Source organism: Iodobacter sp. (assembly GCF_025352645.1).
In the GTDB taxonomy this organism is placed as follows: Bacteria; Pseudomonadota; Gammaproteobacteria; order Burkholderiales; family Chitinibacteraceae; genus Iodobacter.
In genome coordinates, this window is sequence record NZ_JANXSO010000106.1 from 1 (window position 1) to 24,796 (window position 24,796).

Here is a 24,796-nt window from a genome sequence, read left to right on the forward strand (position 1 = left end):
TTGATAAAGAGGGCTGCCCCACGTTTTCCTCGTGCAAAAGCCCAGAATCATTTACGCCACACGCCTTAGCCATTTGCCCGCCCCATACCGTGATTCCAGTGATTTTTGTGCCTGGGATTATGGGGACAAATTTGCGGATGAAGGAAAGTAAGGATGAAGCATGGTCCCCCCCCAACGGCCTGTTAGCAGGCATGGGGGAAGCGGTATCAAGAGCGAGGCAAAGCGGCGCAAGCCGGCAGGTGCAATTTAATCCCGACGCTACCGAAGTCAACCCCGATGGGGCCTGCTCCATCCCCAGCAATTTTTATATGCTCACAGAAAGTGAAGCTAAAAAGCGCGGCTGGGGAGCCTTGCATGCCGATAGCTACCACGGCACCTTGCAACAGCTAGAAATTATTCTAAATGAGCAATACAGCAAGCCCGGCAGAAGTGAGGATGATGGTAATCACATGCTGGCTGAAATTGGCATGCTGATGCATTTGGGCAGCGCCGAAACGGATGCCAAGCATGGCAAACCCGATTACTCAAAAGCTGCGGCCAAAGCTTGTAAGGCATGGGGGCAAACCCCTGCGCCGCTTAATAAGGCCGAAATAGACAAGCTAGACCATTATTACTACCCAGTTTGGGCACATGGTTATAACTGGCTGCAAAGCTGCGAAGAATCGGCCAAGAGCTTACTAAGCAAGATTGACGAAGTGCTCGCGTATTACAAAAAAAGCCCTTATTTTCATTGCGATGGCAAGGTCATCTTAGTCAGCCATTCTCTCGGTGGTTTCGTCACCCGCCGCGCCGCCCAAATGTCAGACGCTAACATCCTTGGCATTGTGCACGGCGTGCAGCCGGTGGCCGGTGCGCCGGTGGTGTACCGACGCTTTAGGGCGGGAACCGAAGTCGATAGTTTTTATGATTTAGCAGGGGCGGGAGCCGCAGCGGTCATTGGCTGGAGCGCCGCCGATATCACCCCCGCCCTCTCTTGCGCACCTGGGCCATTAGAGCTGCTCCCGACTAAGCACTACCCAGCGGGTTGGCTGAAATTTGTACAAACATCGGCAGGGGAAGAAAAACAATTGCTCGAGCCATTGCCAAAATCAGACCCTTACGAAGAAATTTATGGAAAAACTACAGACGATTGCTGGTGGGGCATGGTTGATCCTAGTTTAATTGATCCTATGAAAAAATATACGCAATCAGAGCCATTGGAATCTTATAAAGATGCGCTTAAAATTGCTAAAAAATTTCACGCTAATGTCGGCCTCTATGCTCACCCTAAAACATATGGCTATTACGGTATTGATGATCATAAATATTTTACTTTTGGCAGTATTTGCTGGCAAACCAGTGACAAAATCCCAGCTGGATTTGGAGCCACTTTAATCTCATCTAAAGATCAATGGCGCAATACCACCGGCAAGTCAAAAGTATCATTCGGGGATAATCAAGTGGCTAGTTTTAAACTGGCTAATGACAAAGATTTGGCGGGCGATGGCACGGTGCCACTCCATTCCGGTGCAGTATTAGAAAAGCTTAGCCCCACGCCACTGAATGTATTTAAATTGAGCGGCTTCGATCATCAAATGAGTTATGCAAATAAATATGCCTTGCAATCAACAATTTACAGCATTGCAAAACTTATCCAACTTGCAGAGCCAGCTAAACCATGAAAATGATTAAATTTCCCCTTTTTGTCGCCATCTTGGGTTTCAATACCTATACCTATGCTGTGGAGCCAACAATGTTTGAAAACACAAAAACCTATTGCTTTGGCCGTTATTTGGTTGACGTTCCTGTTGCTGCTGAATTAAAAAACGAGGGCAATCATTTTATTACAGAAAAAGAAATATCTATAAAAAAAATACTTTCTGTTGATTTTAATAAAAATATTTCATCTAGGGAAAAAGAATTAAAAGAGCAAAAAGACACTGAGGAATATAGGTTTATCGACTCTAGATCTTTAGATGGAAATAATGAAAAAATAATAGTTTCTTCCGCAACTCGTTTCGGCAGTACTGCCTATGGTATTGATACTTTTAAAATACTTGGCATGGGGTATGCGGCAACAACATCTGTTCGATCATTAGGGGCCAAACATTATCAAAGCATTCTAGCTGACTATGAAAATTATTTAAAAAACATCAGATATCGTCAGCCGAAAGAAATACCAAATGAACCTGGATTTTGTATTAGTAATGGGTTTGTCACAAACAAGGGGAAAGCTAGCCAAGCAGAAGGGGCTAATCTATATTTTGTTTTAAAAAATAATCCATACGTTAAAATACGAATTTTTAGCCATGTTTATTTCAAACAAGAACAAACTTTATTAGAAAGAATTGATTCATCTGGGGTTATGAAAAAATTCCTAAGTAAAGTAAAATACAATAAGCAAGGAAAACGTACAATTAATGGCCTAAATGGCGAAGAAGCACTTACGACCTTTCCATCTGATGATGAAACAGGGATTGCGCATGTTTTTACTTGGGAAACATTGGGCGAAATAGGTAATCCATTATTGCCCTCTATAAATTTAGAAATTAAAACGGGCGATTCTGGCGGCAGCGGTACATTTCCATCAACCCTCACCCAGCAAGAAACCATGGCCCTTTACGAAACCATCGTAAAATCCATTCGAATTCGCCCTACGCAATAAAATGCCTAAAGACTTTCAAACTATTTCACTACAAGAGGGAATGACTATCGTTTTTCCTTTTGACCATAGTATTACACTCTATGGTCTATTTGCCGTTATGGCTTTTGCTTCAACAAACTTAAGCGGCCAAGCAGTTACTTGCCAGTCCTTTCTTCCCAATATCCATCTTAGCTTGCAATCTCAGTGGGAAATTAACGAGGATCAGCAAGAGCTAAAGCAGGTTTGGCATGTAATACAAGGCTTTTTAGAACATTGGATAGAGTACCCTTCGCTAGCAGAAGATGGGCAATTGATGTTTAGCCACTTTAAGCTCACTTTTAGCCAGGATAACGCCCCTAATACAGGTGTTGTTCACTTTAAACGTCTATGGTTGCCATGCAACTAAGCAAAAAACCTGTAATGCTCATGCAGCAAGCTAGTGCATAAATGAGAGGGAAAATTGCAAGCTTTATGATAGGCAGTTTTTACTACTCAGGGCCATATCAGGCAAGGCTTAGGGCATAGTCATGCAGCTGCATAAAAAATAGTGGGTTAAGTGCGCAGGCGTGGCGGGGTCACGAGGGCGCGCGCTGGGGGCTGAGTGCAGATTCTTCTCAAAATGCATACAAAAAAGCCCGCTGCTGTGCGGGCTTGCTGTTTGCTTGCTTTTATTACGACACTGCGTAAGGTTTGAACCGGATCACCTCCACCCCAAGCCAGTCATTCAGCTCCTTCATGCGTTCCTGCAAGGGTTCAATCTCGTTATACGCAAACACGGTGGCCGCCTTCTCTACATCACCCAAGCCGCCGGTGTTGTTGGGGATAATGCCCATCAGTTGTGCCGGTACACGGTGGGCGCTCAGCTGATCGTCGCGGGTTACGTTTTTGATGTTCCAGAAGTCATCCTTGGCCGCCACTTCTGAGATAGGCAAGATCTGCATGCCGTCTTTCTTGCCGCCTGGTGCGTACACCATCAGATTTTTGAAATTACCAGGGCCTTTGCTTTTTTGCAGGGCTTCGCGCAAATTGTCGATATAGCTTTCGTTCTGAGCGGCGTCCGTCATGTACAGAATAAAACCGGCATGGCTGCCGTTTTCAAAGTAGCGGCGGCGAAACAGCGTGGCCGATTCATTGAGCCAGGTTGAATTAAGCGCCGATAGGTATTCAGGCAAGCCGTAAATCTCTTGATTGATATCTGGCTCGAGCAGGTGAAACACGGCGCCCTGTTGGAACTCATACTCTTTGGCATAATCCAACACTTGATAAAAACCGCCCTCTTTTAGCCCAACGCGCATGTACTTGGCCAGCGCGTGCGTGAGCTTGAGCACCTTACCAGTGCGGCCCATGTTCTTCTCTAAATAGGCATTACCAAAGATAAGGTAATCCAGCGCGAACTTAGCAAACTCAGTGCGACTTAATAGTGGGTGCGGGATAAAGGTTTTAAGTAGGATGTTGCGCTTAACTTGAATGGGGCTGGAATGGTGAACGGTGGCGCGGTAGGTCTTTGCTAAACCATCAAATGACATCGGCGGCTCGTACCATTTGCCGTTGTTGTTGCACTCGAGTAAATCCAGTAATTCACGGCGATCAAGCACAGCGGAAGGCTCGCCAAAGGTGAAGGCCACCGAGCCGCTGGCCGATGGATTGGGTGTGCTGGCCAGCATGGTTGGTTTAGGGAAGTACGGTTTCTTTTTCATTTAGCAAATTTCCATAAAGCTGGAATTAGTGGAAGTCGAGCCTTCTAGCGGCTCATTAAGTAGCGCGTGCATACATGCCCAGGCTAAGTCGGCGTGGCTGACTTCTTCGGAGCGGCTGGCCGAGTAAGTGACTTGCCGCCCACTGGCTGTCATGGTTTTTTGAATCGCCATAAATGCGGCCGCAAGATCCGTCCAGCCCGCGTCAAACTCCAAGCGCCCTTTGCGGATCACGTCTTGCGCCTTCATGACTAAGCGCCCTTTCATCTCTACGCTGTAATTGATGGCCTTAGCCGCTGGGTAGAATTGTTTAACCAGCTGATAAACGCCCTGCCCGATGCCGGTGGTGTCGATGCCGATATAGGCCACGTTGTATTGGCTGCAGATATCCTTAATCCCTTGGGCCTGCGCGGCAAAATCCATGCCTTTCCATTGGCGTTTTTCTAACACTCGGAACTTACCGCCAGGCACCAGCGGCGGGGCCAGTACGATCAGGCCCGCGCTATCGCCTGATAAAGCGGGATCGTAGCCAATCCACACAGGCCAGTAGGCAAAGGGACGCGGGGCAATGGCTTTGAAGTCTTCCCACTTTTCCCAACTATCGACCATGCACTTTTGCAATTCAGCCAGCGGGAAAATGCTGGCGCTATCGTCGATAAACTCACACATCAGCAAGTTTTGATAATCGTTGGGGTTGTATCGTTTTTTGATCTTTTCCAGATCAAACAGATTACAACCGCCTTCAATCGCGTCTTCAATCGTGACCACTTGCCGCCACTGATCGTCCTCACAGAGGCGACCTTTTGCCAGGTTAGCGGGCTTAACATCAAGCTGAATACGATCAGCTTTAGCGCGGCCTTTATTGAAGGCATCACCCGACCAGAACGGGTACGCATCGTGGTTTAGGCTGGAAGGCGTGGAGAAATAGGTTTGCCGCCAATGCGAATGCAGGGCCATACCTGAAGCGACCTTCTGAAGCTCCTGAAAGCGTGGAATCCAGAAATACTCATCCACGTATAGATTGCCGGTGTAGCTTTGCGCGGTGCGTGCGTTGGTGCCAAGGAAGTGCAGCGTTGCGCCGTTCGGTAAGACGATGGGATCGCCTTTTAACTCTAAATCGGCGGCCTCTTTGGCAAAGGCGATAATGTATTGCTTGAATACATGCGCCTGCGCCTTGCTGGCACTTAAAAAGATCTGATTGCGGCCCGTAGTCATCGCATCGAATAGCGCCTCGCGGGCGAAGTACCAGGTTGCGCCAATTTGGCGGGACTTTAAGACATTGCGGAAGCTGTGTTTCTTGCCTGCCTCAAACCAGCCTTGCTGATAGGCAAACAAAGAATCCATAAAGGCGTCTTTGATTAAATCGACGTGCTCATCATTAAAATCGTTCTTCGTGGCCTTCTTGCGCTCTGCTTTGTTGCGGCTGGCAATGTTCGGATTGAGGTCGGCTTCATTACCGCCGCCATTGTATTTATTGATCCGCGCGACTCTTTCCATTTGCCGCGAGAGCAAATCAATTTCTTTAAAGTCGATGCCTTCTTTTTTATCCTTATTTAAAAGCAGGATATAGCGTGATTCGAGGGACTCTTCGACGCGCTCGATTAACTTCTTTTTGTCCCATTCATCGCGCCGTTTCCAGCTATGCACCGTGGCGGGCTTCTCGCCTAATGATTCTGCAATCCGTGAAATACGCCAGCCCGACCAATACAGGCGGCGAGCCTCAATACGCGGGTCTTTGATGTTTATATTTTCCATAGCCAAAGGCTAAGGCAATCAAAAGCAGAAGTATTTTGTTGGCTTTTGTGGAATGGCTATTCACAAAAGGCGTTCATTGATAGCCCTTTCTTTTGTGGCGATAGTGGGTGCCTTCAGGAATTAACCCCGCTATTCAATAAAACCGCAGAAGGGTCTATGGACAAAAAATTTAAATCGTTTCGGGTAGCGACCGAAGGCGCAACCACCGATGGCCGCACCATTACCCGCGCCTGGCTTAGCCAGATGGCAAAGAATTACAACCCAGCGACCTACGGGGCGCGGGTGAATATGGAACACATTCGAGGCATTTATCCAGACAGCGCCTTTAAATCTTACGGCGATGTGGTGGCACTGGAAGCCAAAGAGATCGACGGCAAGATGGCCCTGTTTGCCACGATTGACCCCACGCCCGAACTGGTGGCGATGAATCAGAACCGCCAGAAGGTCTACACCTCCATCGAGTGCGACCCCGACTTTGCAGACACAGGGGAAGCCTATTTAACTGGCTTAGCCGTCACCGATAACCCAGCCAGCTTGGGTACATCAATGCTGCAATTCTCAGCTTCCGTCGGTGGTGCCAGCCCGCTGATGGCCCGTAAAACAAATAAAAACTGTTTATTCACCAATGCCATCGAGTTTGCACTCGAAGAAGAAGGAACGCACGCCGTGTCGATGCTGGAATCCGTAGTAAAGATTTTTTCTAAAAAAGAAGAAAAAGAAAACCTGCAATTTGCGGATATCCAGCAGGCATTGGAAGCCATTGCCGAGCAAACCGCAGAAAACAATGATGGCTTTCGTTCGATGGAAAGCCGCATCGATGAATTGAAAAGAGAAATGGCCGAATTGCGCGAATTCAAATCGAAGATTGAAAACGAACCAGCGCATTTTTCCGGAGGCCGTGACAAAGCGACCGGCGGCACAGCGTCTTTAGAAACAGACTGCTGATTCATCCATATCCCACCATTCAATAAAAATAATTCAAAACTAGAATAAGGAAACACCATGCGCAATGAAACACGAATTGCCTATAGCGCTTTTGAAAAAAAGATTGCTGAATTAAATAAGGTTCCCGTCGCAAGTAAAACCTTTACGGTTGATCCATCCATTCAGCAAAAGCTGGAAACCCGTGTGCAGCTATCAAGCAGCTTCCTTGGCAAGATCAATATGCCCGCCGTCACGGATATGGAAGGCGAAAAACTGGGGCTAGGCGTGACCAGCACGATTGCAGGCCGCACCAATACTAAAAAGAATCCGCGTAAAACGCGTGATGTGACAGGTTTGAGTTCTGGCCGCTATCGCTGTGTACAAACCAACTTTGATACCGGCATCAGCTATGCAAAGCTAGATATGTGGGCCAAGTTTCCAGACTTCCAGACCAAAATCCGCGACGTCATCGTCAAGCAACAAGCGCTTGATCGAATCATGATTGGCTTTAACGGCGTATCGGCGGCTGAAGATACCGACCGCGAGAAATTCCCGCTCTTGCAAGACGTGAACAAAGGCTGGCTCCAGCAGTACCGCGACAACGCGCCGACCAATGTGATGACAGGCACAGAAAAGCACCCTGACAAAATCATCGTTGGTAAAACCCAGGTCAAGGGTGAAGACGACGTCACATGGAAGACTGAAAAAGGCGAGTACAGCAACCTAGACGCGCTGGTGTTTGATGCGGTGAATACCCTGATTCACCCTGAATACCGCGAAAACCCCAATTTAGTGGTGATCGTATCCAGCGAATTACTGGCAGATAAATACTTCCCCAAGATCAATAGCGAGCACGCGCCCACCGAAGAAATGGCGCTGGATATGCTGATTAGCCAAAAACGCATTGGTGGCAGAACCGCCGTCACGGTGCCTTTCTTTCCAAAAGACAAAATAATGATTCAGCCGCTGGCTAATTTGTCGCTGTACTGGCAAGAGGGAGGCCGCCGCCGTCATGTGCGTGAGGAGCCGGACTATGACCAGATTGCCGACTACACCAGCTCAAACGACGCTTATGTGATTGAAGCGTATGAAGCGGGCTGCTTGATTGAAAACATCGAGCTGCTGCCCGAAGAGCGCACGGAAGAAAAACCCGCAGAGGCAGGAAAGTGAGTCCCGCAAAAGCCCACTTGTTGCGCATGACAGCGGCTCAGCTCTCAAAAGAGAGCGGTTCTGGTGCCCATGTGAATGCCAGCGGATACGCGCTGATGTTGCATAAGCTGGCGGGCGACAAGCGGCGGCTTAAACAAATCCAATCCCTTTCTCGCAAGATCGACGCCAAGCGCGAGATGCTGCCCGATTACGCGCCTTGGATCAGCGGGGCTTTATCCGCCCAGGGTGGTGCGCAGGATGAAGTACTGATGACGGTGATGGTGTGGATGATCGACACCAGCAACTTCACCGACGCGCTGCCGATTGTGCGCTATGCGATCAAACATCGATTAGCGCCACCGGATCAGTACCAGCGCACCTTGGCGTGTTTGGTTGTCGAGGAAATGGCCGACACCGCCATCAATGGTCGGGTATTGGGCGAGGCCATTGATGTGGAAGGGCTGCAAGGCGTTGCTGAAATCACCCAAGCCGAAGATATGCCAGACCAAGTGAAGGCCAAGTTATTTAAGGCCATCGCTTATGGCTTATCCGAGCACAACAAACCCGCTGCTGCCGATCATTTCAGGCAAGCCTTAGCGCTGCACCCCAAGTGCGGCGTGATTAAGGATCTGGAACGGCTAAAGCGGGAAATGAAGAACATGGCCGCTGAAAAGTAGCCGACCGAGCGAACCCCGCAGCGAGAGGCAGGGGGAGGCGAAGCCTTTTAAGGTTCTTTCAAATCCCCCTCCACCTCTTAAGGACAGATCATGGGATTTATTGCAGCACAAAAAAGCGGCGAAAGCTTAGAACCGCTGATTAAAAACAGTGGTTTCTGGCCCGATATCGATATGGCCGACGCGCACTTAGCATTACGCGTCGATGGCACAGTCACCGAGCCAAGACTAAGAATGGCGCTGATTGCGGCGATGGCCAGCGCGAATCAAGACCTACGCAAATTTAAAGCCAAGCATCTGGCCGATGGCATCCAGAACTTGGCCGAGGTTGAAAGCGAAACACTGGATTGCCAGAGCGTATTAGTCAGCCATTACATCCGCGCCGTGTACTGCTTAGCCAAGGCCAACCTAACCGAGCGCTACCGTGATTTTGATAGCACCGGCGACGGCCACAATAAGGCGGATCAATTGCTTGACCCTATCGAAGACCTACGCCGCGACGCACGTTGGGCGATTCGGGACTTACTCGGATCAAACCGCACCAGTGTCGAGCTGATCTGATGCAGGTTGTAGCCAAGCAAGGCGACACGCTGGATGACATTTGCTGGCGTATTTACGGCAAAACCGCAGGCGTGACCGAAGCGGCGCTGGCCGCCAATCACCGGCTGGCGGATCTGGGGCCGATGATTCCGATGGGAACCTTGATCGAGCTGCCCGATGCCATCCCGCCCGAATCTAAAAAAACCATTATTCAACTTTGGGACTAAGTAATGACTGAACCAATTACGACCTTCTCCGCCTCTTTTACCGTGTTTTTACTCGCCATTGCGGGCCTGTTCTCAGGGATTCACGCCGACGTACTCATGGGCAGTTTTGCGGGGGCGGTGGTGTTTATCATGACCGCGCAAAAGCTCAGCGTTTTACAGAAGATCGTTTTCTTTTTAACCGCATTTGTGGCCGGTTGTGTTGCCGCAAAACTGGTGGCGGATCTGATCGCTATCCCCCTGCCCGCTTCAATTGTGGTGAGCGAAGGCATCGGCGCATTAATCGCTGGGGCCATCAGTATGAAGCTTTTGCAATGGCTGATTGTACGGGCCGAACACCCCGAGGACTTACTCAACATCAGGGGCAAGAAATGAACCTCTATTTACTCATCAGCGTGCTGGCCAGCCTCTTTGCCGCGCTCAGCATTGCCCTATTCAATCGAAACAGCAAAGCCCATAGCCTAAGTATTTGTATTTTTGCTTATGGCTTAACCGTCTATTACGGCCTGACTGCTATTCGCCTATTGATGGGCATCACGGCCACCAGTCCAACACACAGCTTTTTACTACTGTTTAGCGGTGTTTATTTCTGCTTTAAGCGCGGCAACGTCAGCGATTTATGGGCCGCTTTGGCATGGCCCGTTCAGAAATTTTTAAGCCTCAAAAAGGAACCTCACATTGAACACCTCACCCCAGCTATCCCCACACTTCAGCCTGCGCGAATTCACCGCCAGCCAAACCGCAGCGCAGTACAACATCGACAACAGCCTGCCCGTAAACATGCTCGAAAACGCGGCGTACACCTGCGAGCAACTCGAAAAAATCCGAAAGCAGCTCGACAACAAGCCCATTTTTATTAGTAGCGGCTGGCGTTGCCCGATCCTTAATTCTAAGGTTGGTGGCAGTGCGGGCAGCGATCACGCCAAGGCCCGCGCGGTAGATATCCACTGTCCGCAATTTGGCACAGCAAGGCAGATTGCCGAAGCCCTTGTCGCCGCACAGATCGACTTTGACCAGCTGATTTTAGAGTCTCCCAACACGCCAAGCGCATGGGTACATATTGGCTTTCGTAAAGGGGCCAACCGGCGGCAAGTGCTGACCAAGTTTGCCGGGGATAAAACCTATTACGTGGGATTGAAATCATGAGTTTTTCTAAAATACCGTTCATCGCCTTATTAATCATACTGATTGGTGTGATTGCAAATAACGCGTCCCATCGCTACCAAGTGACCGCGCTAAGTATGGAGCTGGAAGCCAGCAAGCAAGAGGCTGCAATCAATTCGGCCCTCTTACAAAATATGCACAAGGTTAATCAAGCCAACGATATGGCTCAAGCCGATTTACGCAGCAGCATTGAAAGCGTCAACACTGCGCTACTTAAAAACAAACGCGCTATGGAGCAACTTAAAAATGAAAGCAAAGAAGTCAGGGATTGGGCTGATACTCGCTTGCCTGCTGATGTTATCCGCCTGCGCCAGCGCTCCGAAATCGCCAGCGGTGCAGCTTATCAAGATTGGTTGTCCCTCCGTGATAGCCTGCCGCCTGCCAGCGATCCAAGCCCAAACCAACGGCGAGCTGAATCTGGCGATTGATGATCTAGAAGCCGCGTGGCATAGCTGCGCAGCGCAAGTCGATATGGTGCTTAAATGCCAGCAAACCGCTAAGGCCGCCCCATGATTAAGCCCGCCAGCCTGCGCGAATACCTCTCTAAAACGGTGCGCCACCTTGCCCACAATCCCGACAAGCTGTCTATTTTTATTGATGAAGGCAATCTCATTGCCACAGCGGGCAAGTCGCTCTCTTTTGAGTATCAATACACGCTGAACGCCATCATTCAAGACTACGCCGACCACCCCGACACGATCATGGTGCCGGTGCTGGCTTGGGTAAGCAGCAATCAGCCCGAGCTTTTTAGTCATGTAGACAAGCGCCAGAATGGCATTAGCTTTGAAGCGGATATACTGAACCACGACACCATCGATCTTTCAATCAAGATCAATTTGACCGAACGTGTGGTGATGCGCGAGGTAGACGGCAAGCCCGTCATTACTCATTACGGCGAGCCGCCGCTGGATGAATACACGGGCCAAGATTGGGCTTTATTCTTGCGCGATCAGCCGTGGCCAACAGCATGAGCGAGAATTTTAAGGAGCTGGAAGGCTGGGCTTCTGGCTTACTTGGCAATCTGGACGCCAAAGCATTACGCGGCATGAATAAGAGCCTCGCTACCGAGCTACGCAAGCGCCAGCAAGCCCACATCGCCGCCAATCAAAACCCCGACGGCACACCCTACGCACCCCGCTTGCCGCAGTTGCGTAAAAAAGGCGGACGCATCAAGCGCAAGATGTTTGCCAAGCTACGCACCGCTCGCCATCTTAAAACCCAAAGCAATAGCGACGGGGCCACCGTGCATTTTAGCCCCAGCGCCAACCGCCTTGCTCGCGTTCACCAGTTTGGTTTAGTTGGCCTCGTCAATGCTAAGCGCGGTATCCGGCACAAATACGCGGCGCGTGAATTGCTGGGGTTTAGTCAAAGCGATGATGAACTGATCGCCGACACCATTCTCAGCCAAATCAGCAAGTAATGTAAAAGCCCGCCTCACACCCACCCGTGCGTGAACATCGCGCACCGGCGCGGCACTATGGCGCAATGAATCAAACAGCCGAACATTCCCGAATTTTAGAAAGCCTGATCCGCATCGGCACCGTGGCCGAAGTGGATTGCACTCCCCTTGAGCCACTCTGCCGAGTACAAAGTGGTGAACTACTGACCGACTGGCTGCCATGGGTCACCCCCCGAGCGGGCAAGGTATCGATCTGGAGTCCACCCAGTATTGGCGAGCAGGTCATGTTATTGAGCCAGTCCGGTGAAGTGGGCGCGGGCGTTGTGTTGCCTGGGCTGTTTTCAGACGCCTTTCCGACGCCCAGTCATGACCCCAACGTCACTTGCATTGCTTTTCCCGATGGGGCGCTCGTCAGCTACAACCACAGCAGCGGCGCACTGAGTGCCACCGGTATCAAAACCGCACTGATTAAAGCCTCGGATCATGTCACCGTTGATTGTCCAGAAACCGAAACCACCGGCAACCTCACCGTCGGCGGGAATCTGAGCGTTAAAGGCGACAGTGACTTTGAAGGCAAAGCCGCCGTCATGGGCGCGTTTAGCTACGCCGCAGGCATGAGTGGTACCGGTGGCGAGGGTGGCGGCGCGACGACGATCACCGGAAATATTACGCACAGTGGCGGTTCACTTATGAGTAATGACGTGATTGTCGATGACCACACTCACAACCTCGTGCAACGAGGCAATGACAGCACCGGCGGGCCAATCTAATGGCGGGCCTAAACAAACACAGTGGCCATGCAATTGATGATCTGGCCCATATCCAGCAATCGGTGGCTGATGTGCTCACTACCCCGCTGGGCAGCCGCCTAATGCGCCGCGACTATGGCTCTGAAATTCCCGCGCTGATCGATCAGCCTTTAAACGGGGCCACCCGCTTACGCGTGATGGCCGCCACCGCAACCGCACTTAAAAAGTGGGAACCCCGTATCCGCGCCCAGCGCGTCACTTTAGAGCTGGGCCAGCAACACGGCGCACTCAGCGTCACGCTAGAAGCCGAGCGCATCGATGGCCCGCGCGGCCAGCAGCCGGTGGCGCTTTCTATTCCTCTGCGAGCCTAAGCCATGAAAAGCCAAGAAGTAGACCTCTCCCGCCTGCCCCCGCCCAACCTCATTGAGGCGCTGGATTTTGAAACGATCTTTAAGGAGCGCAAAGCGGCGCTGATTGCGCTCTACCCCGATGCGGCCGCCGTGCTTAATCTGGAATCTGAACCACTCACCAAGCTGTTACAAGAAAACGCTTACCGTGAATTGATCCAGCGGCAACGGATTAACGAGCGTGGCGCGGCCTGCATGTTGGCGTTTAGCCAGGGGAATGATTTAGATCATCTGGTGGCTAATTTTAATGTGCAGCGCTTTATGATTACACCCGCCAATCCAAACGCGGTACCGCCCACCGATGCAGTTTTAGAATCCGATGATTCATTACGCGCACGTGGCCAGCGGGCTTTTGAAGGCTTAAGCGTGGCGGGGCCAAGATCCGCTTATATCTTTCATGCTTTATCAGCTGACGCCCGCGTGGCCGATGCCAGCGCCATCAGCCCCCAGCCCTGCGAAGTGGTCGTCAGTGTGCTGGCGAATGATGGCGACGGCACAGCCCCCGCTGATTTGCTTAGCAAGGTAAAGCTAGTGCTGTCAGGTGAAGACGTTAGGCCCGTTGGCGACCGGCTCACCGTACAGTCGGCCAAGATTGTTAATTACGCTATCACCGCCGTTTTATATCTTTACCAAGGCCCAGAAAAAGGCCCAATTTTAGAAGCAGCTAGCGCCCAGCTTAAAAAGTACATCAGCACCCAGCGCCGCATGGGCCGCGATATTCGCCAATCGGCCATCTTTGCCGCGCTGCATGTAGAAGGCGTGCAGCGAGTCGAACTCATATCACCGGCCAGCGACGTGGTGCTTGATGAAACACAGGCCGCGCACTGCACCGCTGTGGATATCACCGTCGGCGGCATCGATGACTAGATCACTGCTGCCCACCGGCTCAAGCAAATTAGAACGCGCCATAGCGAGCAGTTGCCAATCAGGCCAAGAATTGCCAATTCTGCTGGCTGCGCTTTGGAATGCCGACACCTGCCCCAAAGCCGCCTTGCCCTATTTAGCCTGGGCGTTCTCAGTGGATCGATGGGACGAGAACTGGAGCGAGCCGGTACAGCGGGAAGTGATCCGGCAATCGTTCTTTGTGCATCAGCACAAGGGCACCATCGGCGCACTTAAGCGCATCGTCGAGCCGCTGGGCTATCGCTTAGAGATCACCGAATGGTGGGAAGAAAACCCCGTCGGCCCGCGTGGCACTTTCAAACTGGAAGTCAAAACCATAGACCACGGCATTACTGAAGAAACCCAGATCGAGCTGAATTACTTAATAGACGAAGCCAAGCCGCTATCACGCCATCTGATCGAAATGAATATCAGCGTCGAGCCGCGCGGCTTTATGTATATCGGCGTCGGCCAATACCAGGGCGAAGTCATCAACATCTACCCAAAGGCCAAAGACACACCATGACCCAAAAATATTTTGCCATCCTCACCCAATACGGCGAGGCCCAAATCGCCGAAGCCACCTCCCAAAAAAAGACCATTCATATTGAAACAATGGCCGTAGGTGATGGCGGCGGCCAAGACACCTCCCCCGATGAAAACCAAACTCAGCTGATCAAAGAGAACTACCGCAGCCCTTTAAACTCGCTCAAATCCGAAGCGGACAAGAATACATTGATTGCCGAACTCATCATTAAAGAGAACGTCGGCGGCTGGTGGATTCGAGAAATGGGGATCTATGACGATAAAGGCGGCCTGATCGCCGTCGCCAATTGCCCAGCCAGCTACAAGCCACAATTAGAAGAAGGCTCGGGCAAGGTGCAAACTTTGCGCATGGTGTTTGTGGTCAGCAACACCGCCGCCGTCACAATCAGCGTCAGCCAAGATATTGGTATCGCTAGCATTGAGTTGGTCGAAGAAACCATGAAGCAGCATATTGCCGATGACGACCCGCATTCAAAAGATTATTACAATAAAAAAATCACCGATAAAACCAACGCCGCCCTAAGGCAAGACCTCAGCGACACCGCCCAGCGCGAAGCCAACCGTGCCCGCGATGAAGCCATCCACCATGCTGACGAAGCAGACACCGCACACAGCCAGGCCGCAGACCCGCACTCGCAATACACCACCGAAGGCGAAACAAGGGGGCTGATTCAAGAGCACGTCAACGCACCTAACCCGCACAGTGAGCACTATTACCTGAAGGAGCAAACAAACGAGGTAGTAAACGATGTAATGCGCTCACACCAATCAGCTGAAGATCCACATCCTCAGTACAACACTTTTGAGCGTATGCGTGATTTTATTGCTGGGGGGCGTCTGACCGCATTCAGGGCCAATTCTCAAATTGGCGTGGGGGCATTTGCCAGCCAATTAACATCATCGGCCCCCTTGTTTGTTGATGCAGGGATGGTTGTAGGTAATCAATATGCGCCAATTGTAAAACAGTACACCGTCGGTGATGCAGGGTGGGCGGGGCTGGTTTCATTTGGATCACTTCGCTATTCAGGCAATCAATTCCCTGCTGCGTGTATCAGTATTTCAAGTGATTCGGGGGCAGTGACGACTTGGGACTTTTCTCAGGATGGGGCACTTCGTTCTCGATATTACAAAGTAGTCGATGCACAGCAATCAATCAATATCGTTGACTGGGACTTTAACGGTGTATCCACGCTGCTACGTTGGAAAAATTACGGCGGTGGGCACGTTATCTTTGATGCAAGTTCCAGTCAATCCCCCACCGGCTCGCCTGTAAATAACCGAGATGCAGAAATGCCATGGGTCAACGCACAACCTGTTCTTATGGGCTGGAATGGCGTAAATACTTTCGGCATGCGGGTGGACTCCTCCCGTGTTGCCGATAAGCTGGTCGATGGCTCTTTCGGTTTACCCGTTGGCGTCCCCGTCCCATGGCCCAGCAATACCCCGCCCCCTGGCTGGATCTTTTTACAGGGCCAAGGCATTAACCCTGCGGAAGCCCCTGTTCTGGCTTCGCTATATGGTGCAACTCTTCCCGACCTACGCGGCATGTATATCTCAGGCTGGGATGCAGGGCGCGGCATTGATCCAGGGCGAACCGTATTGAGCTATCAAGCCGCCAATGTCGGCGAGCACCAACACACCGTGCCCTTTGATGATGGCGGCTGGTTGTCTTACTCAGGCGGTGGGGGGCAACCAGGTGTTAATTATGTGATAGCGAGAGCGAGGGCCACGGTCGATGGCCCACAGGGCAGAACACACCCAGACAATATTGCCTTCAATTACATCGTTCGGTGGGGATAATCCAATGCTTAAAAATACAATCAAACCAGACAACACCCGCCCAGAGCAGCAGCCAGAAACACTTCCCGCGAAGCCCGTTTCATTTGATCAAGACGGCTTTGCCAGTCATGACGGCATCGTGGCTTGCTTTTGCCACGATACCCACACGCTCGAATATATCGGCAAGGCTGAAATGTGGGTGTCTAAAGATTGCGGCTTGCCTGCCGGTGCAGTGCTAGATGGGCCTAAACTCAGGCCCGCTAAAAATAAAACCGTGATTCGGAATAAGGCCGATCAGTGCTGGGCGCAGATTGAAGACTACCGTAAGATGATTGCTTACCAAACCAACGACGGCGCGGCGCGTTTGATTGATACATTAGGATCGATACCCGAAGGCTTTACCCTGCTGCCGTATTTTGAAGGCGCAGTCTGGAACGGTAAAAAATGGCTGCCAGCTATTCAGCCCATCCCGCTGGTTTTAGACCCACCGGCGGCCATCGCTGACGATCAATTACTCGCCTTAAATGAGAAAGTCGAACGACTTGAAAGCTTATTGGCGCAGGTTTTAAATGAAACACCCGCCTAAGCTTTGTCGTTCAAGGCTTCACAATCCCCAGTGAAAGCCAAATAAAACAGAATCGCCCATCATGGTTCGGTCAATTCAAACCGAGGAAATCATGGGCGATAAATTCAATCATGGTGTGCGCGTCATCGAAGTTAACGAAGGCACGCGCACCATTCAAACCATTAGCACCGCTGTTATTGGTGCGGTCTGCACGGCATCCGATGCAGACAAAGACTTCTTCCCGCTCAATCAAGCAGTACTGATTACCAACGTACAAAAAGCCATTGGTAAAGCCGGAACCAAAGGCACACTGCTACGCACCTTACGCGCCATCTCTAAACAAACCAGCCCGATTATTGTGATGGTACGGGTAGAAGAAGGCGTAGACGAAAAAGAAACCGAGAAAAACATCATCGGCGGCACCGACGAACAGGGCCGCTTCACTGGCTTGCAAGCGTTGCTATCAGCTAACAGCACGGTCCACGTTAAGCCGCGCATCTTAGGCGTACCAGGCTACGACACTTTGCTGGTGGCCAACGAGCTGGCAACGATCTGCCAGAAGCTACGCGCCTTCGCCTATATCAGCGCCCGAGGCTGCAATAGCCTAGCAACCGCCCTTGAGTATCGAGAAAACTTTGGCCAGCGCGAGTTGATGCTGATCTGGCCAGACTTTAGCAATCCCAACTTTGACGGCAAAGGCGATCAAGGCTTAGATCTGGCGGTGGCCTACGCGATGGGCTTACGCGCCAAGATCGACAAAGAAACCGGCTGGCACAAAACCCTTTCTAATGTGGTGATTAACGGCGTAACCGGCTTAAGCCAAGACGTGTTCTGGGACTTGCAAGACCCTGATACCGATGCAGGCTTACTGAACGCTGCCGACGTCACCACGCTGGTTCGCTCCAAAGGCTTTATTTTTTGGGGAAGCCACACCCTCAGCGCCGACCCACTGTTCAAGTTTGAAAGCTACACCCGCACCGCGCAAGTGCTGGCCGACACGATGGCCGAGGCGCATATGTGGGCGGTTGATAAGCCGATGACGCCTAGCCTTGCTAAGGATATTTTGGCAGGACTCAACGCCAAAGGCCGCGCCTTAGTGTCTGGCGGTTATTTGATGGGCTTCAATGCCTGGCTAGATAGTGACGCCAACGATAAGGAAGCACTTAAGGCGGGCAAGTTGACGATTGATTACGACTACACCCCGATGCCACCGCTGGAAGACCTCACCTTTATCCAGCGCATTACCGACAAATACCTTATGGACTTTGCCGCCAACGTAGGCCGCTAAAGGGAGAACAGCATGGCATTACCACGTAAGTTAAAACTGTTTAATTTATTTCTCAATGGCGAAAACTTTGTTGGGCAAGTAACCGAAGTCACCCTGCCCAAGCTCAGCCGCAAGATGGAAGAGTACCGAGGCGGCGGCATGAACGGCACGGTCGATATTGATCTGGGTATGGAAAAACTCGAAATGGAGTTCACTTGCGGCGGCATGATGCGCGAGATTCTGCTCAGCTTTGGCGCGGCCACCCACGACGCCGAGCTGCTGCGCTTTGCCGGTGCTTACCAGCGGGAAGAGTCGGAAGAAGTGGACGCGGTGGAAGTCACCGTGCGCGGTCGTCACAAAGAAATTGATATGGGCGGCGCAAAGCCTGGCGACGATACCGAGTTCAAAGTCTCCAGCTCACTCAGCTATTACAAATTCGAAATGAATGGCGAAACGCTGATTGAAATTGATGTGGTCAACATGATTGAAAACATCGGCAGCACGGATCGTCTCGCCAAATTCCGCGCCGCTATTGGCCTGTAAACCTAGGAAAGAGGCTATGAAAGCAAGTGACCCACTCAATAAAGCGGGGGCAAAAGAAAGCGTGCTGATTGTCTTTTTTAGAGGAAGCACATGCTGGCTCGTTTTATCAAAAACAGATCTTGTAACTTATCGCTTCTCCACGCTAAGCGCTTACTTAACGGATCAACTCAGCAAAACAGCAAAGCGGCTATTTAGCGGCTTGCAATCAAAAATCAACACCCTAATCAACAGGATTAAAACTATGAAAACCCCAGAAAACAAAATCATCGAAGCCCCAGAAAACACCGTCGAGCTAGACACCCCCATTACGCGTGGCAACCAAACCATCAGCGCCATTACTTTACGCAAACCCAAGGCCGGTGAGTTGCGCGGCGTGAAGCTGGGCGAGCTATTGCAGATGGATGTAGAAACACTGGCCAAGGTATTACCGCGCATTAGTTCCCCTATTCTGACCACGCAAGACGTCAACAACCTAGACCCCGCCGACCTCTTGCAACTGGCTGGGGTAGCCGCTGGTTTTTTATTGCAGAAGGCCAACAAACCGGATTACCCGCTTGCGTAAATGATGCAATGGCCGATATCGCTATGGTGTTCCACTGGCCGCCTTCGGCGATGGACAGCATGGAGGTATCGGAATTAATAGAATGGCGTGAAGCCGCAAGAAAAAGACAAAGCCCAGATTCATGATTAAAAATAAATTACACGCCGGAGACTGCCTGCCCTTCCTAGAGGGCTTGCCTGCCTTATCCATTGACGCACTGATGACCGACCCGCCTTACGCCTCAGGCGGCCTACATATCGGCTCTAAAAACCGCAGCACAAGCGAGAAATACCAAAACAGCACCAGCAAGCGAAAGTACCCCGACTTCACCGGCGATCACCGCGACCAACGCGCCCACCTGCGCTGGATGACGCTTTGGCTGACTGAATGCCTGCGCGTCATGAAAGACGGCGCGCCCATTTGCTTATTTACCGACTGGCGACAATTGCCGCTGACTACCGATGCGCTACAGGTGGCGGGCTTCACTTGGCGTGGCATTGCGGTTTGGGACAAAGGCGAAGGCGTGCGGCCAGTGATGGGCCGATATCGCAATCAAGCCGAATACATCGTCTGGGGTAGCAAAGGCGATATGCCGCTGGCCCGCGATGTGGGGGTTTTGCGCGGTGTTTATAAGGAAGTCGTCAAGCAAAAAGACAAGTTCCATATCACCGGCAAGCCCACCGACTTAATGCGCGGTCTGATTAAGATCTGCGCGCCAGGTGGGGTCATTCTTGATCCTTTTGCCGGATCAGGCTCCACCCTGCTTGCGGCGCAATTGGAAGGCTACGACTGGCTGGGCTGTGAGTTAAGCGAGGAATACAAAAATATTGCCTTGGAACGCTTAGCACAACTGAAGGAGCACTAATGAGCGCGGCGCGAAATTTACGACTAGAAGTGGTTTTAAAAGCGATTGATAAATTCACCGCGCCGTTTAAAGGGGTACTGAATCAAAGCAAGGCGGTATCAAAGCAAGTCAGCGCACTAAAAAACAAAATGAAAGAGCTAGATAAAACCCAATCCAGCATTAAATCTTTCAGACAATTATCCACAGATATGACACAGGCCTCCGGCAAGATGAAGGCCGCGCAAGAACGCGCCACCCTGCTGGGGGCCAGTCTCGCCGCAACGGAAAAACCCACTAAAAAAATGCGGGCCGAATTTGAGCGGGCAAAAAAAGAAGCCGCCCAATTAGCCGAAAAACACACTCAGCTGATTACCAAGCAGCAACAGCTTGGCACCGCGTTACGTGTCGCAGGGGTGCCGATGGAGCGCCTTTCACAACATCAGCGTGAACTAAGACGAGATGCAGTCAGCACAACAGCGGCCCTACAAAGAGAACAGCTACAGCTTGAACGCTTAGGCAAGCAATCTCAGCGTATGCATGCCGCCAAAGCATCCTACGAAAAAGGCATGAATGTACGTAATCAAATGGCGGGGGCCGGTGCCGGTATGGCCGCAGCGGGTGGCGGTGCTTTATATGGCATGAGTAAGGTATTAGGTGTCGGTATGGATTTTGACGCCCAAATGTCACGCGTGCAGGCACTGACACGGCAAGATAAGAATTCACCAGAGCAAAAAGCCTTGCGCCAGCAAGCACGCCAATTAGGTGCAGACACTCAGTTTACGGCGACAGAAGCGGCACAAGGCCAAGGCTATTTAGCGATGGCGGGTTTTAAAGCAAAAGACATTCAAGCCGCCATGCCCAGTGTTTTAGATATGGCACTGGCAGGCGGAACGGATCTAGGCCGCACCTCGGATATTGCCTCCGACATTATGAGCGGCTTTAAAATCAAGTCCTCAGAGATGCAGCGGGTAGCCGACGTCTTAACCCTGACCTTCACGACTTCAAACACCAACTTGGAGATGCTGGGTGAAACCATGAAGTACGTAGGGCCGGTCGCCACAAAGGCCGGTATGGGGCTGGAAGAAACGGCGGCTATGGCGGGGCTTTTGGGTAATGTGGGGATTAAAGCCAGCCAAGCAGGAACCACACTGCGTGCCATGTTGCTTAGAATTTCAGCGCCAACCCGTAAAGCGGCTGAAACGATGAAAGCGCTGAATGTGCAGTACAAAGATGCAAAGGGCAATGTACGGCCTATTCCACGCCTTTTAAAAGAGGTTGCAGAAGCCACCAAAAAAATGGGGACGGCTGACCAGCTATCCATTTTAAAAGAGGTCTTTGGGGCCGAAGCGGCCACAGGCGTATCCGAACTTATCGAGAATCAAGGCATCGGTGCGCTTGACGACTACATCAAAGTTTTAGAAAACGCGAAGGGCACAGCGGCGAAGGTCGCCGAAATCATGGCAGACAATGCCCATGGCGATGTAAAGAAATTAAGTTCGGCATGGGAAGACCTGAATATTCAGCTTTATGAAACAAACGACGGCCCTTTGCGTGGCGTCATCCAAAGCATTACCGAGGTGATTGGCAAGGTTAAAAAATGGACGCAAGAAAACCCAGCGTTAACCGAGAAGCTAGTCAGGCTGTTTGCCATTATTTCGGCAGCATTACTCATTATGGGCGGCTTCACCTTAGCTATGGCTGCCGCGTTGGGGCCGATGGTGATGATGCGCTATGGGCTTAGCTTACTGAATATCAAAATGGGATTAGGCACAAAATTAGTCAAAGCCGCCACCCTAAGCTATGGAAAATTAAGTGCCACCTTAAAAGCACTGAATCAGACCAGCCCCAAGGCCATATTCCAGTCTATGACCGGATCGATGGGCCGAGCCAATAACGCAGTAAAAGGATATACCGCCTCCATTTGGCGGGCCATCCGCGCACAAGGTGCCATGGCGGCCAGTAAGGCCACAGGGGCCATGCAATACGCACGGACTGCCGGTCTAGGTGGAATGACGAAGGACGCGGCAAAGGGTGGGGCTAACCTTGCCGTGAAAGGGGGAAAAGGCTTACTTAATGGGGGGATAGGTCTAATCAAACTCCCCATTAAAGCCGTCATGCAATTTGGTCGGACATTGGCTTTTGTAGGCCGCTTGGCACTCACCAACCCTATCGGCTTAGTCCTGACAGGCATTGCCTTAGCAGCGCTGCTCATTTACAAATATTGGGAACCCATCAAAGCCTTCTTTACCGGCCTATGGCAAGGATTTACAGAAGGAATCGCCCCATTAAAAGCCATCTTTGTGCAAACTTTTACGCCATTAATGGCCGCATTACAGCCACTTATGCCGGTATGGGATTGGATCGTCGGCGCTTTTAAAATAGCCTGGGAATGGGTAAGTAAACTCTTTGCCCCGATTCAATCCACTAAGGAAAGTTTAGAGGGTGCGACTCAGAGCGGTAGCGGCTTTGGTCAATTCCTCGCCCATCTTGTTGTGATTGTCGCAGAAGTGCTGGCCGCTTTTGTTAGCTTGCCCATTAAAATTATCTCTATTGGGGTGCAAATTGTTGAAGGCTTATGGCAAGGCATTGCCAGTAAATGGGACTGGCTAAAAGGCAAGTTCTACGAGCTGGCCAAGATGCTGCCCGAGCCGGTACAAAAGGCGCTTGATATCCACTCCCCTTCCCGCGTCTTTGCCCAGATTGGGCGGCATACCGTCGCGGGTTTGGATCAAGGCTTAACGGATGGCAAAGATGCGCCACTGGCCACCATAAAGAACATCACCAACCAAATTATTAACGCGGCCAGCGGCCTGATGATTGGCGGGGCCAGCCTTGGCGCAATGGCCGGTGTCACCATCGATACACGCCCGCCCATTGCCAGCACCGCCCCCGCAAACAATGCAGCTTCAGCCCCTATATTCCAAATCACGATCAACGCCGCGCCAGGCATGAACGAGCAGGCACTGGCAAAACTGGTCGCACAAGAAATCGCCAAGGCCGAACGCCAGAAGCAGGTGCGTAGCCGTTCACGCTTAGGAGATAGCGACTAATGATGATGGTCTTAGGCATGTTTGTTTTTGAGCTATCCAGCGCACCTTACCAAACATTGGAGCAGTCCAAATCATGGCGGCACGCCAGCCAAACACGGATCGGCATCGGCCCTGCTAATCAGTTTTTAGGGCCAGATACGGAAACAATCGCACTGAGCGGCGTGTTGTATGAAGAACTGAACGCAGGCGAGGTTTCTTTGCTCGCGCTGGACGATATGGCCGACACAGGGGAGAAATATTTTTTAATTGAAGGCACCGGCTGGATTTATGGCGAGTACGTCATCGAATCCATCAAGACCACCCGCACCTTGTTTTACAAAAACGGCTCAGCCCGCAAGATTGAATTTAACTTAGCCCTTAAGCGGATCACGTCCGACCCACTCGAAACCATCATGGGCCTATTGCAATGAACGAAGGCCATCAATCCCCGCGGTTTAAAATCCTAGTGGGTAGCAAGGATATTTCTAAGCTGGTCAACGATAGGCTGGTATCGGTTGGCCTGACCGACAATCGCGGCTTTGAAGCGGATCAGCTCGATATTACGCTGGACGATAGCGACGGCCTGCTGGATATTCCGCCACGCGGTGCCATCGTCAGTGTGTCGCTGGGCTGGTCTGATAGTGGCTTAGTCGATAAGGGCCAATATACCGTCGATGAAGTCGAGCATAGCGGCGCACCGGATCAGCTCACCATCCGCGCTCGCAGTGCTGATTTACGCGCTGGCTTATCCGTTAAAAAAGAGCGCTCCTGGCACCAAACCACCGTGGGCGCGATTGTTGAAACCATCGCCAAGCAAAACAAAATCCTGCACCGGATCGGGCCAGACTTAGCCGGGCAAGCCATCCGCCACATCGATCAAACCAGCGAAAGCGACGCCAGCTTTTTAAGCCGCTTGGCTAAAATGTTTGACGCCATTGCCACAGTCAAAGATAACAGCCTGCTGTTTATGAAAGCAGGCCAAGCCACCACGGCCAGCGGCAAGCCCTTGGGTAAAGTGCTGATTACGCGCCAATCAGGGGATAGTCACCGGTTCGGCATTGCGGATCGAGGCGCATATAGCGGCGTAAAAGCCGCATGGCAAAACACCAAAACGGCCAAGAAAGAAACCACCACCGTAAAACGCAAACCCAGAAAGAAGAAAGCAGCAGGCCCAGGACAAGGCGAAGTGATCCAGGGCGCAGACGATAATGTCAAAACCCTAAGACACGTTTACGCCAGCAAAACCAACGCCGAACGGGCCGCAAAAGCCGAATGGGAAAAACTGCAGCGCGGCGTGGCTCAGTTCTCAATCACCCTCGCCTATGGCCGCCCCGAACTCTTCCCCGAACTCCCCGCCAGCGTTTCAGGCTTTAAGCCCATTATCGATAAGCAAGACTGGATCATCAGCCGCGCCGTGCACAGCCTAACCGATAGCGGCTATACCACGGCTTTAGAGCTGGAAGTGAAGGCTAGTGAGGTGGACGGGTAAAAACCAAGC

29 protein-coding genes and 2 pseudogenes are annotated in these 24,796 nt (G+C 51.4%); 29 read left to right on the top strand and 2 right to left on the bottom strand.

Annotated features, from left to right (window positions below; genetic code table 11):
- The 3 genes from Q0R17_RS12075 to Q0R17_RS12085 form a co-directional block, all read left to right on the top strand.
- On the top strand, nucleotides 1–1,661 hold a 1,661-nt coding region (locus Q0R17_RS12075), incomplete at its 5' end, for a triacylglycerol lipase (protein ID WP_293935548.1).
- Entirely contained in the window at nucleotides 1,658–2,644 is a 987-nt protein-coding gene (locus Q0R17_RS12080) for a T6SS immunity protein Tli4 family protein (protein ID WP_293935549.1), read from the top strand. The genes Q0R17_RS12075 and Q0R17_RS12080, both read left to right, overlap by 4 nt.
- Nucleotide 2,645: 1 nt before the next feature.
- On the top strand, nucleotides 2,646–3,029 hold the full coding sequence (locus tag Q0R17_RS12085) for a hypothetical protein (RefSeq protein ID WP_293935550.1): 384 nt from the start codon (nucleotides 2,646–2,648) through the stop codon (nucleotides 3,027–3,029).
- Between the two features lie 265 nt (nucleotides 3,030–3,294).
- Here Q0R17_RS12085 and Q0R17_RS12090 read toward each other — a convergent pair whose 3' ends face one another.
- Together Q0R17_RS12090 and Q0R17_RS12095 are read right to left on the bottom strand one after the other, a co-directional pair.
- Nucleotides 3,295–4,320, bottom strand: coding sequence for a phage portal protein (locus tag Q0R17_RS12090; RefSeq protein WP_293935551.1), 1,026 nt, complete (start codon nucleotides 4,318–4,320; stop codon nucleotides 3,295–3,297).
- Entirely contained in the window at nucleotides 4,321–6,072 is a 1,752-nt protein-coding gene (locus Q0R17_RS12095) for a terminase ATPase subunit family protein (protein WP_293935552.1), read from the bottom strand.
- Nucleotides 6,073–6,228: 156 nt separating this feature from the next.
- Between Q0R17_RS12095 and Q0R17_RS12100 the strand changes: the two genes are divergently transcribed.
- From Q0R17_RS12100 to Q0R17_RS12215, 26 genes and pseudogenes are all read left to right on the top strand, one after another.
- Entirely contained in the window at nucleotides 6,229–7,017 is a 789-nt protein-coding gene (locus Q0R17_RS12100; RefSeq protein WP_293935553.1) for a GPO family capsid scaffolding protein, read from the top strand.
- A gap of 57 nt (nucleotides 7,018–7,074) precedes the next feature.
- A complete protein-coding gene (locus Q0R17_RS12105; RefSeq protein ID WP_293935554.1) occupies nucleotides 7,075–8,166 on the top strand; it encodes a phage major capsid protein, P2 family in 1,092 nt (363 codons plus the stop codon).
- Entirely contained in the window at nucleotides 8,163–8,822 is a 660-nt protein-coding gene (gpM, locus tag Q0R17_RS12110; protein ID WP_293935555.1) for a phage terminase small subunit, read from the top strand. The genes Q0R17_RS12105 and gpM overlap by 4 nt, the downstream gene beginning before the upstream one ends.
- A 90-nt stretch (nucleotides 8,823–8,912) precedes the next feature.
- Nucleotides 8,913–9,380, top strand: coding sequence for a head completion/stabilization protein (locus tag Q0R17_RS12115; protein WP_293935556.1), 468 nt, complete (start codon nucleotides 8,913–8,915; stop codon nucleotides 9,378–9,380).
- Nucleotides 9,380–9,586: a tail protein X gene (locus Q0R17_RS12120; RefSeq protein WP_293935557.1), complete on the top strand. Its 207-nt coding sequence runs from the start codon at nucleotides 9,380–9,382 to the stop codon at nucleotides 9,584–9,586. Before Q0R17_RS12115 ends, Q0R17_RS12120 begins: the two co-directional genes overlap by 1 nt.
- Before the next feature lie 3 nt (nucleotides 9,587–9,589).
- The gene (locus Q0R17_RS12125; protein WP_293935558.1) at nucleotides 9,590–9,958 is read left to right on the top strand and encodes a putative holin; all 369 of its coding nucleotides are present in this window, start codon (nucleotides 9,590–9,592) and stop codon (nucleotides 9,956–9,958) included.
- Nucleotides 9,955–10,191 (top strand): annotated as a pseudogene (locus Q0R17_RS20085) (phage holin family protein); the annotation flags it as partial. The gene Q0R17_RS12125 and the pseudogene Q0R17_RS20085, both read left to right, overlap by 4 nt.
- Before the next feature lie 70 nt (nucleotides 10,192–10,261).
- On the top strand, nucleotides 10,262–10,729 hold the full coding sequence (locus Q0R17_RS12130; RefSeq protein ID WP_293935559.1) for a D-Ala-D-Ala carboxypeptidase family metallohydrolase: 468 nt from the start codon (nucleotides 10,262–10,264) through the stop codon (nucleotides 10,727–10,729).
- Nucleotides 10,726–11,118 (top strand): annotated as a pseudogene (locus Q0R17_RS12135) (hypothetical protein); the annotation flags it as partial. The gene Q0R17_RS12130 and the pseudogene Q0R17_RS12135, both read left to right, overlap by 4 nt.
- Entirely contained in the window at nucleotides 11,042–11,260 is a 219-nt protein-coding gene (lysC, locus tag Q0R17_RS20090; RefSeq protein ID WP_374759871.1) for an Rz1-like lysis system protein LysC, read from the top strand. The pseudogene Q0R17_RS12135 and the gene lysC, both read left to right, overlap by 77 nt.
- Complete coding sequence (locus Q0R17_RS12140; RefSeq protein WP_293935561.1) at nucleotides 11,257–11,718, top strand: phage tail protein; 462 nt, start codon at nucleotides 11,257–11,259, stop codon at nucleotides 11,716–11,718. Before lysC ends, Q0R17_RS12140 begins: the two co-directional genes overlap by 4 nt.
- Nucleotides 11,715–12,167: a phage virion morphogenesis protein gene (locus Q0R17_RS12145; protein ID WP_293935562.1), complete on the top strand. Its 453-nt coding sequence runs from the start codon at nucleotides 11,715–11,717 to the stop codon at nucleotides 12,165–12,167. Before Q0R17_RS12140 ends, Q0R17_RS12145 begins: the two co-directional genes overlap by 4 nt.
- Nucleotides 12,168–12,232: 65 nt before the next feature.
- Nucleotides 12,233–12,916: a phage baseplate assembly protein V gene (locus Q0R17_RS12150; protein WP_293935563.1), complete on the top strand. Its 684-nt coding sequence runs from the start codon at nucleotides 12,233–12,235 to the stop codon at nucleotides 12,914–12,916.
- A complete protein-coding gene (locus Q0R17_RS12155) occupies nucleotides 12,916–13,266 on the top strand; it encodes a GPW/gp25 family protein (protein WP_293935564.1) in 351 nt (116 codons plus the stop codon). Before Q0R17_RS12150 ends, Q0R17_RS12155 begins: the two co-directional genes overlap by 1 nt.
- A 3-nt stretch (nucleotides 13,267–13,269) precedes the next feature.
- Nucleotides 13,270–14,169: a baseplate assembly protein gene (locus Q0R17_RS12160; RefSeq protein ID WP_293935565.1), complete on the top strand. Its 900-nt coding sequence runs from the start codon at nucleotides 13,270–13,272 to the stop codon at nucleotides 14,167–14,169.
- Entirely contained in the window at nucleotides 14,162–14,710 is a 549-nt protein-coding gene (locus Q0R17_RS12165; RefSeq protein ID WP_293935566.1) for a phage tail protein I, read from the top strand. The genes Q0R17_RS12160 and Q0R17_RS12165 overlap by 8 nt, the downstream gene beginning before the upstream one ends.
- Nucleotides 14,707–16,530 (top strand): phage tail protein, encoded by a 1,824-nt coding sequence (locus Q0R17_RS12170; protein WP_293935567.1) that lies wholly within the window; start codon nucleotides 14,707–14,709, stop codon nucleotides 16,528–16,530. Before Q0R17_RS12165 ends, Q0R17_RS12170 begins: the two co-directional genes overlap by 4 nt.
- Nucleotides 16,531–16,534: 4 nt before the next feature.
- Nucleotides 16,535–17,095 carry a hypothetical protein gene (locus Q0R17_RS12175; protein ID WP_293935568.1) on the top strand — a complete coding sequence of 187 codons (561 nt, stop codon included), beginning with the start codon at nucleotides 16,535–16,537 and terminating at the stop codon, nucleotides 17,093–17,095.
- A gap of 91 nt (nucleotides 17,096–17,186) precedes the next feature.
- A complete protein-coding gene (locus Q0R17_RS12180) occupies nucleotides 17,187–18,362 on the top strand; it encodes a phage tail sheath protein (RefSeq protein ID WP_374759872.1) in 1,176 nt (391 codons plus the stop codon).
- 12 nt (nucleotides 18,363–18,374) lie between these two features.
- Nucleotides 18,375–18,884, top strand: a complete 510-nt coding sequence (locus Q0R17_RS12185; protein ID WP_293935570.1) for a phage major tail tube protein — start codon at nucleotides 18,375–18,377, stop codon at nucleotides 18,882–18,884.
- A 16-nt stretch (nucleotides 18,885–18,900) separates the two neighbouring features.
- Entirely contained in the window at nucleotides 18,901–19,446 is a 546-nt protein-coding gene (locus tag Q0R17_RS12190; RefSeq protein WP_293935571.1) for a phage tail assembly protein, read from the top strand.
- Nucleotides 19,447–19,454: 8 nt separating this feature from the next.
- Nucleotides 19,455–19,571, top strand: coding sequence for a GpE family phage tail protein (locus Q0R17_RS12195; RefSeq protein WP_293935572.1), 117 nt, complete (start codon nucleotides 19,455–19,457; stop codon nucleotides 19,569–19,571).
- A complete protein-coding gene (locus Q0R17_RS12200; protein ID WP_293935573.1) occupies nucleotides 19,568–20,290 on the top strand; it encodes a site-specific DNA-methyltransferase in 723 nt (240 codons plus the stop codon). The genes Q0R17_RS12195 and Q0R17_RS12200 overlap by 4 nt, the downstream gene beginning before the upstream one ends.
- Complete coding sequence (locus Q0R17_RS12205; protein ID WP_293935574.1) at nucleotides 20,290–23,319, top strand: phage tail tape measure protein; 3,030 nt, start codon at nucleotides 20,290–20,292, stop codon at nucleotides 23,317–23,319. Before Q0R17_RS12200 ends, Q0R17_RS12205 begins: the two co-directional genes overlap by 1 nt.
- Nucleotides 23,319–23,729 (top strand): phage tail protein, encoded by a 411-nt coding sequence (locus Q0R17_RS12210; RefSeq protein WP_293935575.1) that lies wholly within the window; start codon nucleotides 23,319–23,321, stop codon nucleotides 23,727–23,729. The genes Q0R17_RS12205 and Q0R17_RS12210 overlap by 1 nt, the downstream gene beginning before the upstream one ends.
- Nucleotides 23,726–24,787, top strand: coding sequence for a phage late control D family protein (locus Q0R17_RS12215; protein WP_293935576.1), 1,062 nt, complete (start codon nucleotides 23,726–23,728; stop codon nucleotides 24,785–24,787). The genes Q0R17_RS12210 and Q0R17_RS12215 overlap by 4 nt, the downstream gene beginning before the upstream one ends.
- Nucleotides 24,788–24,796: the final 9 nt, after the last annotated feature.